This window comes from Leptolyngbya sp. AN10 (genome assembly GCF_050565645.1).
Lineage (GTDB): Bacteria > Cyanobacteriota > Cyanobacteriia > Leptolyngbyales > Leptolyngbyaceae > Leptolyngbya.
Map to the genome: position 1 here is coordinate 262,251 of NZ_JBNXVP010000007.1, position 19,950 is coordinate 282,200.

Sequence of the window (19,950 nt, forward strand, 5' to 3'; positions counted from 1 at the left end):
AAGCTAGTCTAGCGGGTGTCTCGTTCTGAGATGCCCGATTTTTTATGGCTCAATTCGATCGGACATTTCGTCGTCTAAGCTGGAAAAGTCCTCACCTCCTGAAAACCTGATGTTTCTTCGGCTTCGTAAATCGCGAATTTGGCTTGGAATGACGATCGCCTTTTTGATTGCAACATTAACGCATTCTATTCTTGCCGCTGATCCTCTCATTGCAGATGCTCAAGCGCTCGTCAATTTGGGTCCGAGAGTGGCAGGAACTCCAACAGCAGAACGAGCCAGCGAATTATTAATCGATCGATATCGTAAACTCGGCTATCAAGTCGAAGTCCAAACCTTTACTTATCCAAAATTCTTCGATGGTGGGTCGAGTTTGGCGGTAGATGGCAAAACGACCGATGCCTGGGCGATGGTGCGATCGATTGCAGGCAATCCTTCTGGAAAATTAGTCGCCGTTCCAAACTTTGGTCAACCAGAAGACTTCAAAGCGGTGGATGTGAGAAATCAAATTGCGATCGTGAAACGGGGTGGCGGAGTTCAGTTTATTCAAAAGATCGAAAATGCAGCAGCAGCAGGCGCGATCGGAATTCTGATCGTGAACAATCAGCCTGGAAACATTCGCGGTATGTTGATGAAGCCTTCTCCGATTCCAGCCGCAGCACTCCCTGAAGACGTGGGCACATCATTGTTAGAACAAGCCCAGAAAACGACTGTTCAGGCAACTTTAACTGTGAAAGCACAACCGGATGCTCTAGGACGAAATGTGATTGCTCATCTACCGAATGCGAAACAGCCTAAATTGATCATTGGTGGGCACTTCGATTCGGTTGAAAACTCTCCAGGCGCAAACGATAATGCTTCGGGAACTGCGGTTGTATTGGGAATTGCTCGATCGCTCGTCAAATCTCCTGAAGCAAATCAAATCTGGTTTATGGCATTTGATGGCGAGGAAGATGGCTTAAAAGGTTCGCAAGCCTTTGTCGATCGAGCAACCCCTCAGTTTCTTTCCGAGCTAAAAGGAATGTTGAACTTTGACATGGTGGGAATCAATGATCGATTGTTACTGGATGGCTCAGGAACAATGACTGCGATCGCACAATCGACCACAGGCAATGTGAACTCTAGTCGTTTTGGTGGAAGTGATCATGCGTCGTTCAAATCCAAGAATGTGCCTACCTTATTCTTTTTCCGAGGCGTAGACCCAAACTATCATTCACCAAACGATAAAGTAGTCGATCCTCGATTGTTGAAAGAGACACAAGATGCTGCACTGAAGCTCATTCCAGGGATTCTCACCTCAAGATAAACTTCAAGGCTATGCATTAGCTTCTCGCCTGAATTGGTTTTGAGCAAACTTTAGAAACTCGCTCTCTATGGCAGATAAAATATTAGTGTCACACCGCTGCTTTGTGAGGTATTGGAATGTCGATCGAAGAAATACTAGTTGAAAAACTGAATACTCTGCCGCTTGACAAACAACAAAAACTTTTAGCGTTTGCAGAATCTTTGGTGCAGGAAGCACAGGTGGAGACTCACCCGCTCCGGGGGGCTTGGCGAAATCATCCAGCGATCGGGATGTGGAAAGATCGCTCTGACATGGAAGACAGTGTAGCTTGGGTAAAAGCGCTGCGTCGCCAGCAATGGGAGCGACTCGGTGAGTAATCACGTACTGGTAGATACAAATATTTTAGTGGATGTCATTCGCGGATTTGAGCCGACGATCGAGCAGTTAGCAACAATCGAAATAAATGCAAATCTGTGCATCAGTAGTATGACTCAGATGGAATTGATTGTCGGGTGTCGAGATAAAGCAGGACTCAAAACGGTGGAAAGCTTCTTAACGACGTTTGAAGTTGTTTCATTAAGCGAGTTGGTAGCTCAACAAGCATTAGAGTTGTTGCGAAACTACAATTTGAGTCACGGCTTACTAATTCCTGATGCCCTAATTGCAGCAACAGCCTTAGTAATTGATGCGCCACTTTTGAGTAGAAATCAACGCGATTTTAGATTTATTGGAAACCTGAATCTGTTACCGTTTCCTGCTTAGGAGCTGAATTAATCGAGTTATTTCACGTTTGCTCGTGCGCCCGATTGAGCCGCAAACGCGATCGCTACTCCATCGGCAATACGATCGACTCCAATGATCGAAGGGTTTGGCGAAGAATAACAGCAAGTCAAACCAGCGCAAACGGTAAAATGAAAAAAGAGATTTGCGCTATCAGAATTTAAGGTGAATCCCCATGAGCAAAGAAGAACAACTTTTAAAATACTGGCGCGGGCTTCCCCCAAATGCTCAAGATCAAGTTCTCAATCTCGTTGCAGAACTGAGAAATCAAACTGAAAGCGATCGAGGTTATCAACTTATTGCTCAAATGCGCGGCAAAGCTACCCGAAAATTTACAACAGACGAAATTATGAACTTAACGCGATCAGACACATGACTACGACACTGATCGACACTAATGTGCTTCTAGATATTTTTAACGAAGATCCAAACTGGTTTGCATGGTCATTGCAACAACTTACGCTTTGTGCAAATCAGGGATTCTTAGCCATCAATCCAATTATCTATGCTGAAGCGTCAATCAACTTTGAACAACCAGAAGAACTCGAAGCTGCGTTGCCACCCACTGATTTTCGGCGTAAACCCTTACCGTGGGAGGCTGCATTCTTAGCAGGACAAAGCTATCTCGAATATCGTCGGCGCGGTGGCAATCGTCGATCTCCGCTCCCAGACTTCTACATTGATGCTCATGCGGTTGTTTCGGACTTCAGACTCCTCACAAGAGATGGCGCTCGATATCGTACTTATTTTCCCAGTCTGCAAATTATTGCACCACTTTAAACGGATTTGGTAGCCATCATTTTACATTCGCTCGTGCGCCTGATTGAGCCGCAAACGCGATCGCTAATCCATCAGCAGCATCATCCGGTTTCGGAGGTTCTGATAGTCCAAAAATCATCATCACTGCTTGTTGAATCTCTGACTTGTGTGCTCCGTATTTTGCAACAGAAGCTTTGACCTGGGATTGATGCAGAAAAATTGGTTCAGACAAGCCACACTCGCCCAAGGCTAATTCGATCACGCCTAATGCTCGGAGAACTTTGTTTGCGCTCGTCATTTCGCGACTGAAGAAAGGCATTTCTAGAGCGACGACATCAGGCTTGAGAATTCCGCACAGTTCACAGACATCATCGTGAATTTGTTTAAGTCGATCGTAAATCGAAGACTTTGCAGGCGTAGTAATCACGCCATAGTCTAAAACGTGATCATCCTTGATCGCACCATAGCCGATCGTAGCGATCGCAGGATCGATGCCTAAAATCACTTTTCCTTGTAACGTTAGCATTTAAATTGCCGTTCACTTTAGATTTTCATAATACACTCGAACTATCAAAATATGAAAAAACTTCCGTTTGAAATCGATATTGTGATCGATCGGATTCGCGATGCAGTGAGTACGCTTCCAAAAGCTGCCATGTTTGAACTCTACGAAGATGGTTATACTTCGCTATTTGAGCAATTGATTAGCTGTTTGATTTCAGTCAGAACATACGATGAAGTGAGCTTGCCTGTCTCGCGTCGATTGTTTGAACAAGCTCGAACTCCGGAGGCAATTGCACAACTGGCTCCTGAAGCGATCGAGACTTTAATTCGAGACTGTACCTATCCAGAGCAAAAAGCACAGCAAATTCATGCGATCGCGAATCAGATAGTTCGCAACTATGCAGGACAGCTACCAGCAGATGCAGCAGTGTTAATGAGCTTCAAAGGAATTGGGGTGAAATGTGCCCATCTTGCACTCGGAATTGCTTGTAAACAGCCGTATATCAGCGTTGATACCCATGTGCATCGGATTACCAATCGTTGGGGCTATGTGGAAACTAAAACACCCGAAAAAACAACGATCACACTAGAAGCAAAACTGCCAAAACAATACTGGATTGAAATTAATCAACTCTTAGTTCCATTTGGAAAACATATCTGTACTGGAAAGCGTCCTCACTGTTCACAGTGTCCAGTCTTGAACTGGTGTGAACAAAAAATAATCTAAACAATTGAGTACGGGTAATTAATAATACAAAGAATATCGAAATAAACTAGGGTTGACAAATATTAAAAAAGTCTGAAACAATGCAAGTGTTGGTTTCTGAAAATGTCCAGTAGCTGAGCTGAAGGCAGCAATTATTCAAAGTAAGATTGCATTTATTTTGTAGAGAAATTCACGATTAAAAATCGATGCTATTCTAATAGCAAATCGATTCAGGCTCACTGAATTCTGCACAACTTTCTTACGTTCAAGCTGACTTTCTTGGCGGGCTTTATCTGCCAATTGCTTACTGACTTTGGTGTTCCTTCATCAAATTTTTCTCGAAGCGATCGACATCGCATAATCATCCATTCCTGAAGTCGCATAACACTCTAACTCATTTGGTTTTCAACGATTTTTAATCTTTTCTGCAAGTGCGGTTCCCTAGCTGCTTCTGGACAGCTTCATTCTGCTCATGCCAACATTTAGCTCGTTTTCCACTTAATTATTTACAATTTGTTGAGGAGTATTAGTGTGAAAGAAATCCTCGAATTGATTGAAAAGCGCAAGCAAGAATTTGCTCAATTGCCGCTGTTTCAGTTCCTACAAGATAGAAGCATTGACCCGCGAAAAAGATTAGCTTGGGCACCGTGTGTTGTGCCGCTGGTCATGGGTTTTGGAGAACTTAATCGCGTTGATTTACGCAGAGAACCGACCGACGACAAGATTCAGCAATTGATCAATCAACATACTCATGTCGATGACCATCATTGGATCTGGTTCTTGGAAGATTTGGAGAAATTGGGACTTGATCATCAGATGAAATTCAGCGACGCGATGCGATTTCTTTGGAGTGATTCAACTCGAAAAACTCGCCAAGTGTGTCACCAAATTGCGCTGCACAGTTTCAAAGCAGAACCAATTGTTGTTTTAGCGGGAATCGAAGCGATCGAGGCAACTGGAAACGCTGCATTCTCCAAGATGTCAGAGGTTGCAAATGAATTTAGGCAACTGACGAATCAAGAGTGTCGCTATTTTGGGCGGTATCATCTTGCGGTGGAAACCGGGCACACAATGGGAACTGAAGAGATCGAAAACTTTTTAGAAACGATCGAACTCACACCCGAACAGCAAGAGCAAGCGATCGAGATGGTTGAGATGGTCTTTCGCGTTTTTACCGATGCCATGAATGAAGTGCTGGAATTTGTGAAAACACAGTCGATCGAGAATCCTTTCAAAACAAATCGTCTTGGTAAAGTTCCAGCCCTAACTGCATAGTTAGAACTCATTGAATTTGAGTCTAATTTAGCTTTTTGCATTGGCAAAATTCGTAAATTCTAAATTGTGAAAACGGGATCGATTTTTGTCGATCGTATTCATAATTTGGACGAGTTTCGCATGAAAAATTTACCCTCACTGTTCACGTATTCGTTCCAAGAATTGTAAAAAAGATGACAATTAACTCTGAACTTGACTACTTGATTATTGGAGCAGGTCCCGCAGGTCTGCAACTCGGCTACTTTTTGCACAAAGCAAATCGTCGCTACTTGATTCTGGAAGCTGGAGAATCGGCAGCAACCTTCTTCAAACAGTACCCACGTCGCAGAAGATTGATCTCGATCAACAAAGTTCACACCGGATACAACGATCCGGAGATCAATCTGCGATGGGATTGGAATTCACTGCTGAGCGATGATGATCAATTGTTGTTCAAGAACTATAGTCAGAAGTACTTTCCAGCAACCGATGACTTGGTGACATATTTGAACGATTTTGCCGATCGACATCAATTGAATGTTCAATACAACGCCAGAGTTGCAAGAGTTTCAAAAGACGATCGATTCACTGTTACTGATGAAGCTGGACGTACTTATTCTGCGGCTCGGCTGATTGTAGCAACAGGTGTTTCTAAACCCTACTACCCTGCAATTCCCGGTCTTGAATTAGCAGACAACTACATTGATGTGTCGATCGATCCTCAAGATTACGTCAATCAGCGCGTTCTAGTGCTAGGTAAGGGCAATTCTGCATTTGAAACCGCAGATCTGCTAATTGAAACTGCTGCTGTGATCCACGTTGCAAGCCCTCATCCGATTACACTGGCATGGAAAACGCACTTTGTGGGGCATCTCCGCGCTCTGAACAATAATTTCCTTGATACCTATCAATTGAAGTGTCAGAACGCCGTTTTAGATGCAACTGTTGAACGAATCCAGCGCCGACCCGATGGTAAATACATTGTATCTATGAGCTACACTCATGCGAACGGCGAACAAGAAGATTTGATCTACGATCGAGTCATCGCCTGCACTGGTTTCCGATTCGATACAGATATCTTTGATGAGAACTGTCGTCCGAATACAGTGATCTACGATCGATTCCCACAACAAACCGCAGAATGGGAATCGGTCAACGTCAAAGACTTGTACTTCGCTGGAACTTTGATGCAAATGCGGGACTTTAAGAAAACGAGTTCTGGGTTCATTCATGGCTTCCGCTACAATATTCGAGCACTCCACCACATCTTTGAAGTGAAGTACCACGGCAAAGATTGGCAGTCAGAGTCGATCGCATCCACACCAGAAGCGATCGTGCAAGCCATCGTCAAACGCATCAATCAAAGTTCAGCCCTGTGGCAACAGTTCGGCTTCTTGTGCGATACGATCGCGCTTTCAGGACAGGATGCCTACTATTACGAAGAAGTGCCGATCGATTACTTGCGCGAAGGACGACTGGGAGAGTTCGATCGCTATTTCACCATCACGCTAGAGTTTGGCAAAATCTCTGGTGATCCGTTCAACATCGAGCGAAATCCGCATCCGAGTCATGCTCAACAAAGTACTTTCTTGCATCCGATCGTTCGGGAATACCAAGGAGCAGAACTGATTCGAGAACTGCATCTGCTAGAGGATCTTGATGCAGAATGGTTCAAGCAAGAAGAACACATTCAACCGCTATTGGAATTCTTTCAACAAGCGATCGAGCCAAGAGTCGCGCTAGTCACTGCTTAGACAAATTTTGGTTGTTATTCGTTGATGAGTCTGGGCACACTGAACTAGCCCCGTTCAGTCGTGCCCTTACTGTTTCCATGTTAGCAACATCCATTCACCTCGCTGGATACGAAGTCCTTGAGACAATCTACGATGGTTCACGGACTTTGGTGTATCGCGCCCTTCGCCAATCTGATCGCAAGTTCGTCATCCTCAAGCTTCTCAAGAATCCCTACCCAGATACGATCGAGCTTGTTCAATTCAAAAATCAGTATACGCTGACCAAAGATATTAGCTTACCTGGTGTTGTTCGCTCTTATCACTTGGAGACCTATCAAAATCGCTATGTGATTGTTGCAGAAGATTTTGGTGGAATTTCTCTGAGGAACTATGCACTGCGGTTTCAAAACCAGCAAATTAGCATTGAAGAATTTTTAGCGATCGCGCTTCAAATCGCAGACATTCTGAGTGATCTCTACCAATGCCGCATTATTCACAAAGACATTAAACCAGACAATCTTCTAATTCATCCAGACACCAAGCAAGTTAAGTTGATTGACTTTAGTATTGCGTCTTTACTACCGCGTGAAACGCAGACTTTAACCAATCCGAGCATTTTAGAAGGCACGATCGCCTATCTTTCTCCAGAGCAAACTGGGCGGATGAATCGTGGAATTGATTACCGCACAGATTTCTACTCTTTGGGTGTGACTTTCTACGAATTGCTGGCAGGACAACTTCCTTTTCAATCTGATGATCCAATGGAATTGGTTTACGCGCACATTGCGAAACAGCCAATTTTAGTGAATCAGATCAATCCAACCATTCCATCAGTCTTAGCTGCGATCGTCACAAAACTGATGGCGAAAAATGCAGAAGATCGATATCAAAGTGCGCGAGGACTCAAGCATGATCTCGAACTTTGTCAGCGGGAATGGAAGCAAACCGGAGACATTTCAGAGTTTGAAATTGCTCAGCAGGATTACTGCGATCGTTGGGTGATGCCTCAGAAATTATATGGTCGGGAGCAAGCGATCGAAACCTTGATTGCTGCTTACGATCGCATTACTCAAGGCGCGAGTGAAATCATGCTGGTTTCGGGCGTTTCGGGCATGGGTAAAACTGCTGTCATTCAGGAAGTTCAGAAACCTTTAGTTAAAAGTGCGACCGAACATCAGCATGGCTATCTGATTCAAGGAAAGTTTGATCAGTTTCAGCGCAACATTCCTTTCTCAGCATTTATTCAAGCCTTTCGAGATTTGATCCGCCAACTGTTGACAGAAACGACTGCCCAACTTGAACGGTGGCGATTAAAGCTCCTAAGAGCTTTAGGCGAGAATGCCCAAGTGCTAGTTGAAGTCATTCCTGAACTCGAAACGATCCTCGGTGAACAATCGATCGCGCCAAATCTCACAGGGATTGCTGCCCAAAATCGCTTTAATCTACTCCTGCAACAATTCATTCAAGTATTTGCTCAGGAACATCACCCACTGGTCGTTTTTCTCGATGATCTTCAGTGGGCAGATCTCGCCTCGCTTCAATTGATGCAGGTTTTGATGGAGGATAGCAACAAAGGTTATTTACTCTTGATTGGAACCTATCGAAAAGAGGAAGTTTCTCCAGCCGATCCATTGATGCTGACCCTCGAAAAGATTCAGCAGACTGGAACCCTGATCAATACGATCGAGCTTGCACCACTAGAGCCGCATCATTTGAATCAAATGATCACCGAAACGCTCAATTACACACCAGAGCAAGCCGTCCCGCTCACTGAGTTGGTGTATCACAAAACCAAAGGAAATCCCTTCTTCAGTCGGCAATTTCTCAAACTACTCTACGAAGAAAAGCTAATCCACTTTGATTTTCAGCTAGGAACCTGGAACTATGATCTGACCCAAAGCAAAACAGTGATGCTGGGTGATGATCTCGTTGCGTTCATGGCATCACAGTTACAGAAACTTCCACAGCAGACTCAAGCGTTACTAAAACTTGCAGCTTGCATTGGTAACTCCTTTGATTTGGGTATTTTATCTGCGATCGCAGAACAAGCCCCAACCGAAACGGCTTCTGATCTTTGGAATGCTTTGCAAGAAGAACTAATCTTTCCGACTGATGATAGCTACAAAGTTTTTCAATCTGATGATCATCCAGAATCGCTAACGGTTCAATATCGATTTGCCCATGATCAAATTCAGCAAGCCGCTTATCAATCGATCTCAGACGATGACAAACCAGCAACTCATCTGAAAATCGGAAAGCTTCTGCTACAAACGATCCCAGAGACGGGATTAGATGAACATTTATTTGCGATCGTCAATTCTCTCAATCTTGGAGCAAGCTTAATTTCAGATCCGAAAGAGCGTGAACAACTCTCACGGTTGAATCTCAGAGCCGGACGAAAAGCGAAAGCATCAACCGCTTATCAAACAGCAGCAGACTATTGCAGAATCGCGATCGAACTGCTTGGATCAGAGCCGTGGCAATTCTACGATTTAGCTTTGAAATTGTACGAGGAAGCCGCTGAATCCGCCTATCTCAGCGGTGATCTTGCTCTGATGAAACAATCGATTCAATCAGTGCTGCAACACGCAAAAACGCCACTAGAACGAGTTAAAACCTATCAAACCTTGGTCGAGGCAGAGAAAGCCCAAGGGAACCACAAAGCTGCGATCGAGGCTGGACTCACCATTCTCAATCAGTTAGGAATTAACTTACCAGAGCAGCCCACTGAAAGCGATGTCCAGCGAACATTCAAAGATACCTTCGATCGCTTTGGGGGGCGAGAAATTTCTGATCTCGTTGATCTGCCGCTCATGACAAATGTAACCATGCTCTTCAGCATGCGAATTCTGGCGAGCATGACAGGTGCGGCTTATTTCTTTTCTCCGACGCTTCTCGGTGTTGTCATTTTGCAGAAGGTGAAGCTATCCCTACAGTATGGAAATGCGCCTGAGTCTGCGCTGGCGTATGCGGCTCAGGGGAATAGCCTATGTGGACTGGGAAATATTGAGGATGGCTACCAGTTCGGGCAAGTTGCGATCGCGCTTTTGGAAAAGTATTCGATCGAGACATTGAAGCCAGTCACAATGATGGTGATCAATTCATTCGTTCGGCATTGGCGTGACTCTCTTCAAAGCGGTTTGTCCAATCTACTCGAAGCCTATCAACTCGGCTTGAAGGTTGGTGATTTAAACGCTGCCGCTTTTGCTTTGTCCTATTACTGTACTCAGTCCTACTATGCAGGTCAGGAGTTAACCCAACTCGCTCAAGAGATTTCCAATTACACCGACGCGATCGCACAACTCAAACAAGAAACACCACGATCGATGAATCAAATGCTGCATCAAGCGGTACTCAATTTGATCAATCCCTCTGAGCATCCGAGTATTTTGATCGGGGAGAGCTACAACGAAACTCCAGCGCTAGAGACCTATCAACAACTCAATGATTTTAGTAGCATTGGTAAGGTCTATGTTCAGAAATTGATCCTCGCTTATCTGTTTGGAAACGCTGAGGAAGCTTTGGCGTATTCCGATCGAGTTGCTCCTTGTTTAAGCAGTTTAAGTTCGGACGCGACTGCTGGAATGTTCTGCTTCTATGATTCGCTTGCTCGACTCGCGGTTTATCCTAACGTTTCAGACAAAGAGCAATCTCAGATTCTAGAAACGATCGCAGCCAATCAAGCAAAACTTGCACACTGGGCGAACTGTGCACCAATTAACTATCAGCACAAATTTGAACTGGTAGAAGCCGAAAGATATCGAGTTTTAGGTCAGAAATTAGAAGCGATCGAGATGTACGATCGTGCGATCGCAACTGCATACACGAATGGCTATCTGCACGAAGCCGCGATCGCGAACGAACTCGCAGTGCAATTCTATGGTCAATGGGAAAAGCACAAATTAGCTCAATCCTATTTTGCGGATGCTTACTATGGCTATTTACGCTGGGGTGCTCTGGCGAAAGTTCAACAGCTAGAAAGCATTTACCCTCAACAGTTCGCGCTGCTCCAACTTGCGAAACGGCAATCGACTTCTCACATCACATCTGAGGGCATTAGTTCTCTATCAAGCAGCATGAAAGGCACGATGATGCTGGACTTTTTTGCGATCGTCAAAGCCTCTCAAGCCTTATCCAGCGCGATCGAACTAGAAACCTTGGTTTCATCCTTGATGCAGGTTGTGATCGAGAATGCTGGAGCAGAACAATGTGTGTTCATGCTACCGGAGAATGGACAGTGGCAAGTCGTCGCGCAAGCCACTCCTCAAGGCGCATCATTAATCGCTGCGACTCCAGTTGAACAAAGCGATTTGATTCCGCAATCGATCGTGAACTATGTCATGCGAACTTCAGAAGCGATCGTGCTGGATCATGCTTGTACAGAAGCCGCATTCGCTTCCGATCGCTATTTACGAAAACACCGCTCCAAGAGTGTTCTCTGTACTCCAGTGCAAAATCAAGGACAATTGATTGGCATTTTGTATCTAGAAAATAATCTTGCCACCGCAGCTTTTACCAGCGATCGCCTTGAAGTGCTACAAATTCTCACCGCACAAGCTGCGATTTCTCTTCAAAATGCAATTCTCTATCGAACATTGGAACAGAAAGTTGAACATCGAACTCAGGAGCTAAGACAGAAAAACCAAAGCTTATCACAAGCGCTGAAAGAGTTGAAGAATACACAAACGCAACTGATTCAAAGCGAAAAGATGTCTTCTCTGGGGCAAATGGTGGCTGGAATTGCTCACGAAATTAACAATCCGATTACCTTCATTCACAGTAATCTACCTCCTGCAACGAACTATTTTCAGGATTTGCTTGATCTTATTCATTTGTATCAGAGCGAGTATCCCGATCGCACTCCAAACATTGAAGCCGCGATCGAACAAATCGATCTAGAATTCATGATGTCCGATCTACAAAAGCTACTCACCTCAATGCGGAGTGGTAGTGAGCGAATTCGCGACATTGTATTGAGTTTGCGAACATTCTCGCGACTCGACGAATCAGAGAAAAAATCGGTTGATCTTCACGCAGGAATAGATAGTGTTGTCCTATTGTTGCAGCATCGACTCAATCGCACTGCTCACACCCCCGAAATTCAGGTGATCAAAGCTTATGGCAATTTGCCTAATGTTGAATGCTACGCGAATCAGATCAACCAAGTCTTGATGAATCTGCTTAGTAATGCGATCGATGCAGTCGTCGATCGCCCACTCCGAGGGGCTTCTAATTGGACTCCAATGATCGAGATTCAAACTGAAACTCTTGATGCAGGGCGAGTTGCGATTCAGCTTAAAGATAACGGCGTTGGAATGTCTCAAGCGGTGATGAAGAAGATTTTCGATCCTTTTTTCACGACGAAACCTGTAGGAAGTGGAACCGGACTAGGACTTTCGATCGCTTACCAAATCATCGTAGACAAACACCAAGGACAGTTAACCTGTCACTCCATACCTGATGAAGGTACAACGTTTGTGATCGAATTGCCGACTCAATCGAAATGAATGGCTAGAACTCGTCCCGATCGATACGATTTGACTTCATTCTCCACTCGAATTAAGAGTTGTCCTGCTTGATCAATTCCGGCTGCTTCTCCGGTCAATTGCTTAGTTCCAGCGTCGAATACAATGCACTTTCCCAGCAACAGATCGCGTGATCGGATTTCTGGCAACAGTTCCGAAAAAGCGCGATCGCACAATTGCATCAGACAAACTCGAAGTCGTTCTAACAAAGCTTCTCGATCGGGAACATAGGCTGAAATCTCTTGCAAGCTAATAGCATTGTTGACGGTTTCTGGAACTGCTTCGCAATTAATTCCAATCCCAACCACAATTTGAGCTTGATTTGCTCGAATCCGAGACTCACACAGCACACCCGAAAGCTTACAATCCTTTGCAAAAATATCATTCGTCCATTTCAGGCGAAGCTTGCCGTGTTGGTCAGGAAGTAAGGTCTCGATCGCACGAATTACCGCTAGTCCAGCAATTAAACTAAATCCGGACAATTGCTCGATCGACAATTCCAGCACAATGCTCGCAGTCAGGACGCTCGATGAAGACACCCAAACGCGATCGAACTGTCCCCGTCCTGCTGTTTGATTACGGGTGAATACAACATCTCCATGAGACAGATCAGAGAGGTGCTCTAATGCCCAAGTGTTAGTACTTTCGCAGCATTCTAGATGAGTGAGCCAGGGTTGCATTTCTGGGTTTCGTGCGACTGATCTATCATACGCTGAAGCGATCGCGCAATGTTGGGTAAATCTGCAACCATACTTTTTCTAACAGTTCTCGATCGCTGTTTGTGGTGGATAGTTGCACCCACAAGCACCGCTCATCTCTCAAACTTGTCGAACTAAACAGCCATAAAGCAATCCGATCCAGTCGAATATCATACAAATTCCGATTTCGAGCAAATTGAACTCCAGTAAATGTACTTTCGCCTTTTGGATTGATACAGGTACTCAGATAAGTGCGATTTTGATGCGTAAACAATCCGTAAAAGCCATTCTTATTCTGAGTGATTGGGGCTTGTGTTAACGCGATCGCTTGATAAACCTGCAAATAGTCCCGAACATCGCCATCGGTGTTTACGATATGACGAATTTCGATATCGATCGTATTTTGATTCTGTTGATATTGATAAGTCTTTCCACTCTGAAAATTGCTTTGGTTGTCATTAATCGCGCTGCTCGATTTGAATGACCAATTTGGTAGATTCAAAGTCTGCGGAATCTCAAATGCTGTTTTAGTAGGCTTGTTCGGGTAGAAATGCGCTTTGATTAGAACCGCGATCGTTCCCGCAGTTAGCACACAAACATAGATGAACTTAAAGCGATCGTTCTTCATGAGGAAGTAAAACTTGCGAAGATAAACAGAACACAACAACAGCAATTGTTGAAAACACTAATGAGCCATTGCCAACATGCCAATATTCAAATGCTGATTGATCACCAAGTGCGACTAGAACAGCCATGAGCGCGACTCTAAAGGCATTGATTAGAAATGCAATTAACAATGCAATTCCAGGAATTAGAAATTTTTGATAGAGCTTGGTTGGCTGAAGGAATAGATACATCAGCGCAACTCCGAAAAGCTGCAACATCGTGGCAACTCCAGCACAGGCAGAATAAACCTCGATCGAGCCTTTTGGTAAGCTGACCAATACACCTTGAACTGAGACTTGAAATCCTAAGCTCCATAAAATAAGTGCAGAGACTTTTGCTGTAATTGCTGAAGGATCAAAGAACAATAAAATGAGTCCTGGCGGAATGGCGAAAATGAATAAGATGAGAAGTTTTTGCCAATGTTGTTTTAAGCCTTGAATGCCTGATGCGATGAGTGTGAGAGATGCGATCGAAAAAATCGGAAACACTCTGAGAAAAATATCATTGCCAGCAATTGAAGCGCTTTTACTTAAAACGGAAATCAAAATTAAGCTACCCACGATCGTCGAAGTTAGATTGCTAGAGAAATTAAGCTGTGAATGTTTCTGGCGCAGAATCAGAATTGCGGCCGACCAATACAACAGACTAGAGCCAATTAAATCTGTGTTATCGCTTCTAAATACTAAGCTCAAATGTAATGTGATCAGAGCAGAAAGCAATCCAAGCAAGCTGTATCGCATATTGGAAATAGGTGAATAGGAAAGGGCACATCGAGCAGGCAGAACACGGAAAGGAACTATCAAACACACCTCTCCTTAAACCTCCTCAGTTGTGCCCAAGAGTAGACTTTAGGGCTTCACAACTTTTGCCCGTCGTCGTCCAAATCGCCACCATAAAAGCGCGATCGCAACCAGACTTCCGGCAATTTCCGCAGGTTCAGGAACTTCTTCGGTCTGAGTTCCATTGGTTGGCTGCATATTCGGTGGTAGCTCAACGGGAACATCAACTTTCTGACTCGAATTCGGCTCTACTCGCTGAGTTTGGCTAATGGCAACAAAGGAAGTGTACTTTGACATCAAGCGATAATCGAGAGCAGTTTCGGTAATCGCTTTCACACCTGTATCCGTTTCTTTAGCAAACATTTGATTGGATAGTTCTTTAATGCGCGATCGACCCCACAACTGAGCAATTCCACCTGATAAAGAGCTGGTCGAATTTTGAGCGAAATCAACAGGAACGCGCTTCTCGAACCTTGTGCCGCCCGCCGCGATTCCGGTGATTTTTAGATTGCCGTCAGTACGATCGCGCTTTTTGCCAAACAATACGATCGGCTGATTTGCGAATAAGTCAGGAATCTTTTGGGGATACATTTCAGGAGCTTCGCCTGTCCCTTCCCAACTGACTTCGATGTTGGTTAATACAGGATTGTTGATCTGCTGAAAGAATTGCTCAACGACTTTATTAGACGGTTCTCCAGGAATCACAATCTGAGAGGTTCCGCGACCAAGTTCAGCAACTCGATCGATTAAAAATCGGTTAACTGAGAAGCCGACACCGAAACTATACAATCGATTTCCAGGCTTGAGATTTTTCTGAACTTCAGCAATGACACGCTCATCGTCTCCGACTAAGCCATCTGTGAGTAAGACCACACTGCGTAATCGTCCTTCAGGTGCAGCAGGAAATTTCATCACTTCTTGAACGCCATTGAATAGTTCAGAGCCGCCGTTTGCATCGATTTTGTTGATATAGTCGATCGCTTTTTTCCGATTCTCTGGTGTGTTCGTTAAAGGCTTATCAGAAAGCCGCTGAGTTGTACTGGCGAAGTCAGTAATGGTAAAGGTATCATTCGGATTCAAGCCATTGATAAATCGACGCATCAACTCTTTAGAAGCTTGAATCGGTTCACCAGACTGTGAACCAGAAGTATCAATCAGGAACACAATATCTTTTGGAACAATCTCACTTTGCTGATAGTTCACCGCAGGAATGAGATAGGTTGCAAAATGCCCGCCACGCTGATCGACATCGGTTAAAGTTGTAGATTGTGCTTTGGTATCTGAAACTTGATACTGCAACACGAAGTCTTTGTTTGGAATCGTGTTCTCGTTTTTTAGTTGAACTCTTGTCGATCGACTATCTTGCTGTGATTGAATTTGATGCGTCGTTGATCGAATTCCTTTGATTGGAACACCTGCATCGATCTCGATCGTCATTCCGATATTTTGTCCCGGTCGCGTTTCTGGAGACGATTTCAGAGCATCTTTCACACCAGCCAGCGGATTGTATCGAGGGGCAACGACCATTGGAAAGGCGAATTCATAGCTACCTTTCTCAAACTTCAAGCTTTCGGTATAGCGAATTTTTACATCAATCTTTTCACCAGGTTTAATGTTAGCGAGTGATTGCGTAAAAACATTATCGCGCTCTTGTTCTAACAATCCTGCGGTTTTGCCTTCCTGTTTTGCAGTTTCGTATAGTTGTTTTGCTTCTTGGCGCTTCTTGATCATGCCGCGAATAATGCGATCGCCGACTCGAATTTCCATATCATCGACTGCTGCTTCATCCGGTAGCGGGAACATATACACCGCTTCTATCGGAGTTTTATAGGGATTCGTAAATGTTTGCGTAACTTCCACACGCGACACGTTACCCGTAACTCGCGCCATGACTTCAGTATGTTGCAGTGGAAAGGATTGCTGTTCTCCGCTTTTGGTGCTGTATAACCCCGCAACGGTTGATTCTGATGATGTTGGTGTGATGATATCCGGTGAAACTCGCTGAACGACGGGAGATACAAATGTTCTGAGACCACCGAAAGCTGCGATCGCGACAACTCCAGTTATCGTTGCAACCACATAGCGTTTTTTGAATCTTCGAGGCTTCGATTTCAGGTCTTTTAGAACACTCTCGGCATTGGTGTATCGTTTGGTTGTGCCGCTCTCCAGCAGTTTGTCGAGAATTGTTCCAAGCCAAGGACTAACAACGGTTTTGCGCTTTGGCTTGATAAATCCGTCGCGTGTTCTTTCTTTGTTTAGATAGTGTCGCCATACCCATTTATTTTCGCCACTATCGAACAATTCAAAGGGTGACATCTGAGTGAGCAGATGAATGCAAGTGACACCTAAGCTGTAGAGATCACTCGCGTAGATTGCTTTTCCTCGAACTTGTTCAGGTGCAGTGTACGCCGCAGACCCGATCATCGTTCCAGTTTTGCCCAAGGTCGTCTCAGTTGTGTACTTTGCTGCACCAAAATCGACTAAGACTAATTTGCGATCGCTCGTTCTCCGCACAATGTTCTCTGGCTTAATATCCCGGTGAATCACCCGATGATCATGCACAAACTTGAGAATCGGCAAAATGTCCTGCAATAGTTGTCGAATCTGAGTTTCGTTAAAGGCTCCAACCTCTGCAAGCTCTTGCGCTAAGTTCCGACCATCAATCCACTCTTGAACAAGATATTGATTTCCATCGCTTTCAAAATAGTTCAATAGCTTTGGAATTTGAGAATGCTGACCCAAAGTTTCTAATCGTTGTGCTTCGAGTCGAAATAGTTCAGCCGCTTTTTCAGAGTTCCCATGTGACTGTGGATAGAATTGCTTAATCACACAGCGCGAATTGTTCGCTTCATCCGTGACAAGCAAGGTTCGTCCAAATCCGCCTTGACCAATTAAGCGAATGGCACGATATCGATCGAGCAACAATAACGGTGTTTCACAGTTCTGGCATTGAGCCGCGTTGAGTGGATTTTCAGGATGCTGGCAGGTGGGGTTAAAACAATGTGAGGTGAAGATTACACTTGTGGCTTGCATAGTCGAGGAGAGAAACGACAATTGCGGACTACACACACCTTATTCAATGGCGCGAATATCTCGCAATACAGCGTTTTCAAGAATAGTTCAGCCTCGTTTTTCCACAAGTTCAGGAAAGTTCAGCCAAGTCTAGCGAATCACTAAAACGGGGCAGGATGCACTTCGGACTAATTGTTCCGCGAGTGAACCAAACAGAAAATGGCTCAAAACGCCTTCCTCCTCGTCCTTAGCAGGAACCACAATCAAATCAATTCCATGCTCTTGCGCGTACTGTAAGATTGCATTCACAGGATTGCCAATTACAACAGTCACATTTGCCGCTTCGTATCCTAATTCTTTGAGTCGATCGCGCAAAGCCACTTCAACCTGATGTTCTCGACTCGTATCGCTCACGGTGTTCCAAACGACAGCGGGATCAGTCGGATGCAGCGGTGGCAATACGTGAAGGAGATGAAGTTGATTTGCAGAATGGACAAACGATCGAGCCGGAACAACCGCAGCAAAAGCAGCTTCTGAAAAATAAATCGGAACTAAAACAGCCTTTTTTTCCAGCCAGTTCATGGGGAATGCTCCGAGAATCATTAATTTTGGTTTGCAGTGTGTTTGGCGGCTTTGGGCATTTGTCCTGATTTCAGACGATGCCAGTAGTCCTTTAAATCTCGTACAACTTCGTTAGAAAGGATATAGCAACCAATCAAATTTGGAATTGCCATTGCAAAAAACATCATATCGCTGAAGTCAATCACAACAGATAAGCTTGTGACAGCACCCAGAAAGATGAACAGCAGATAAATTAACTTATAAACAATTAAACTACGCTGTCCGAAGAGATAGCCCCAAGCTTGTACCCCGTAATAACTCCAAGACAAAATCGTTGAAAATGCAAACAGAAAGACTGCAATACTTAGCACAATTGGAAACCAGCTAATCACTGATCCAAATGCAAGACTGGTGAGTGCAACGCCTTCGAGTTTTGGATCTGCATTTTGATAGGTTCGAGTTAACACTAAAACGATCGCAGTTAAGTTACAGATAATCACCGTATCGATAAACGGCTCCAACAGCGCTACGATTCCTTCTCGAACAGGTTCATCTGTTTTCACCGCAGAGTGAGCGGTTGCCGCCGATCCGACTCCCGCTTCATTCGAGAAAGTCGCCCGTCGAATTCCTTGCACCATTGTTCCAACAAATCCACCTGCCACGGCGGTCGGTGCGAATGCTTCTCGAAAAATTGTTGCGATCGCAGTCGGAACTTCAGCAAGATTCACCAGCACAATCCATAGACAAGCAACCCCATAAATCAATGCCATCGCAGGCACTAATTTTTCTGCCACTGCACCAATCCGTTGAATCCCCCCTAAAATCACAACTCCCGCCAACAGCATCAACAGCCCTCCAAACAACCAGCTTGGGAACCCAGGAACAATCGTTGCGATTGCCGCATAAGCTTGATTGGATTGGAACATATTGGGACCTCCCAAGCTTGCCAACACCATTGTGAGCGCGAACAAAATCGCTAATCCGCGCCCGATCGAACCCATTCCTCTCGCAGCAAAGCCTCGTGTTAAATAATAAGCAGGTCCACCTAAAACAGTTCCATCTGCTAACACCTTCCGATATTTGACTCCCAGCGTACATTCCACCAACTTCGTAGTCATGCCCAACAATCCCGCCAAAGTCAACCAAAACATTGCACCGGGTCCACCTAATTGAATCGCAACTGCAACTCCAGCAATGTTTCCTAAGCCTACGGTTCCTGAGAGTGCCGTGGTCAAAGCTTGAAAGTGTGAAACTTCTCCGTGGTCTTCTGGGTTGTCGTACTCACCCTGGACAACTGCGATCGCATGTCGAAATGCTCGAAAATTAATGAATCCGAGTCTGAATGTGAAATAGACTCCCGCGCTGATCAACCATAGAACAATCAGTGGAAATCCATTTTCGCCACCAATTGGAAAAAAGAATAGTTCAGATAATCTTTTGACAACTGCTGCAAAAGTAGTATTGAGTGTCTCTAGAAATGTGGGCGAGGTGGAAGACTGTGGAGAGGCGGCACTGACGGGCATTACAAGGGCAAGCACAATCCAGATTCCCATCAGTGCAATCATAAAAGATTGACTGGAGACAATCCGATCGACCAGACGGTTACTAATATTTCGCAGTAGCTTCATAGCAATTATTTCTTCTGATTTTACTTGTACAACTAAAACGAAAGAATCAATCAAATTAGTACC

The 19,950-nt window shown here is 44.6% G+C and carries 16 protein-coding genes; 9 read left to right on the forward strand and 7 right to left on the reverse strand.

What is annotated here, in order from left to right; genetic code table 11:
• The first annotated feature begins 109 nt into the window (after positions 1-109).
• From ACQ4M5_RS12870 to ACQ4M5_RS12890, 5 genes are all read left to right on the forward strand, one after another.
• The gene (locus tag ACQ4M5_RS12870) at positions 110-1,303 is read left to right on the forward strand and encodes a M28 family peptidase (RefSeq protein ID WP_430676020.1); all 1,194 of its coding nucleotides are present in this window, start codon (positions 110-112) and stop codon (positions 1,301-1,303) included.
• 116 nt (positions 1,304-1,419) lie between these two features.
• A complete protein-coding gene (locus ACQ4M5_RS12875) occupies positions 1,420-1,659 on the forward strand; it encodes a hypothetical protein (protein ID WP_430676021.1) in 240 nt (79 codons plus the stop codon).
• On the forward strand, positions 1,652-2,044 hold the full coding sequence (locus tag ACQ4M5_RS12880) for a type II toxin-antitoxin system VapC family toxin (protein WP_430676022.1): 393 nt from the start codon (positions 1,652-1,654) through the stop codon (positions 2,042-2,044). Before ACQ4M5_RS12875 ends, ACQ4M5_RS12880 begins: the two co-directional genes overlap by 8 nt.
• Positions 2,045-2,237: 193 nt before the next feature.
• Positions 2,238-2,438, forward strand: a complete 201-nt coding sequence (locus tag ACQ4M5_RS12885; RefSeq protein ID WP_430676023.1) for a hypothetical protein — start codon at positions 2,238-2,240, stop codon at positions 2,436-2,438.
• On the forward strand, positions 2,435-2,842 hold the full coding sequence (locus tag ACQ4M5_RS12890; protein ID WP_430676024.1) for a type II toxin-antitoxin system VapC family toxin: 408 nt from the start codon (positions 2,435-2,437) through the stop codon (positions 2,840-2,842). The genes ACQ4M5_RS12885 and ACQ4M5_RS12890 overlap by 4 nt, the downstream gene beginning before the upstream one ends.
• A gap of 16 nt (positions 2,843-2,858) precedes the next feature.
• On the opposite strand, the gene ACQ4M5_RS12895 is transcribed toward ACQ4M5_RS12890, so the two are convergent.
• Positions 2,859-3,347 (reverse strand): crossover junction endodeoxyribonuclease RuvC, encoded by a 489-nt coding sequence (locus ACQ4M5_RS12895; RefSeq protein ID WP_430676025.1) that lies wholly within the window; start codon positions 3,345-3,347, stop codon positions 2,859-2,861.
• A 51-nt stretch (positions 3,348-3,398) separates the two neighbouring features.
• Here ACQ4M5_RS12895 and ACQ4M5_RS12900 point away from each other — a divergent pair, with 51 nt between their 5' ends.
• The 4 genes from ACQ4M5_RS12900 to ACQ4M5_RS12915 all read left to right on the forward strand — a co-directional run bounded on the left by ACQ4M5_RS12900 (position 3,399) and on the right by ACQ4M5_RS12915 (position 12,525).
• Positions 3,399-4,052, forward strand: a complete 654-nt coding sequence (locus ACQ4M5_RS12900) for an endonuclease III domain-containing protein (protein WP_430676026.1) — start codon at positions 3,399-3,401, stop codon at positions 4,050-4,052.
• 510 nt (positions 4,053-4,562) lie between these two features.
• Positions 4,563-5,306: a hypothetical protein gene (locus ACQ4M5_RS12905; RefSeq protein ID WP_430676027.1), complete on the forward strand. Its 744-nt coding sequence runs from the start codon at positions 4,563-4,565 to the stop codon at positions 5,304-5,306.
• A gap of 173 nt (positions 5,307-5,479) precedes the next feature.
• Positions 5,480-7,039 carry an NAD(P)-binding domain-containing protein gene (locus ACQ4M5_RS12910; protein WP_430676028.1) on the forward strand — a complete coding sequence of 520 codons (1,560 nt, stop codon included), beginning with the start codon at positions 5,480-5,482 and terminating at the stop codon, positions 7,037-7,039.
• 77 nt (positions 7,040-7,116) lie between these two features.
• Positions 7,117-12,525 carry a trifunctional serine/threonine-protein kinase/ATP-binding protein/sensor histidine kinase gene (locus ACQ4M5_RS12915; protein ID WP_430676029.1) on the forward strand — a complete coding sequence of 1,803 codons (5,409 nt, stop codon included), beginning with the start codon at positions 7,117-7,119 and terminating at the stop codon, positions 12,523-12,525.
• On the opposite strand, the gene ACQ4M5_RS12920 is transcribed toward ACQ4M5_RS12915, so the two are convergent.
• From ACQ4M5_RS12920 to ACQ4M5_RS12945, 6 genes are all read right to left on the reverse strand, one after another.
• Positions 12,513-13,223, reverse strand: a complete 711-nt coding sequence (locus tag ACQ4M5_RS12920) for a biotin--[acetyl-CoA-carboxylase] ligase (protein ID WP_430676030.1) — start codon at positions 13,221-13,223, stop codon at positions 12,513-12,515. The two genes, ACQ4M5_RS12915 and ACQ4M5_RS12920, sit on opposite strands and share 13 nt — an antisense overlap.
• A 25-nt stretch (positions 13,224-13,248) precedes the next feature.
• Positions 13,249-13,869 (reverse strand): cyanoexosortase A system-associated protein, encoded by a 621-nt coding sequence (locus ACQ4M5_RS12925; protein ID WP_430676031.1) that lies wholly within the window; start codon positions 13,867-13,869, stop codon positions 13,249-13,251.
• On the reverse strand, positions 13,850-14,710 hold the full coding sequence (gene crtA / locus ACQ4M5_RS12930; protein ID WP_430676032.1) for a cyanoexosortase A: 861 nt from the start codon (positions 14,708-14,710) through the stop codon (positions 13,850-13,852). The genes ACQ4M5_RS12925 and crtA overlap by 20 nt, the downstream gene beginning before the upstream one ends.
• 45 nt (positions 14,711-14,755) lie before the next feature.
• Positions 14,756-17,719, reverse strand: a complete 2,964-nt coding sequence (locus ACQ4M5_RS12935) for a protein kinase domain-containing protein (RefSeq protein WP_430676033.1) — start codon at positions 17,717-17,719, stop codon at positions 14,756-14,758.
• Positions 17,720-17,848: 129 nt separating this feature from the next.
• A complete protein-coding gene (locus tag ACQ4M5_RS12940; protein WP_430676034.1) occupies positions 17,849-18,280 on the reverse strand; it encodes a universal stress protein in 432 nt (143 codons plus the stop codon).
• Between the two features lie 20 nt (positions 18,281-18,300).
• On the reverse strand, positions 18,301-19,887 hold the full coding sequence (locus ACQ4M5_RS12945; RefSeq protein ID WP_430676035.1) for an alanine/glycine:cation symporter family protein: 1,587 nt from the start codon (positions 19,885-19,887) through the stop codon (positions 18,301-18,303).
• Positions 19,888-19,950: the final 63 nt, after the last annotated feature.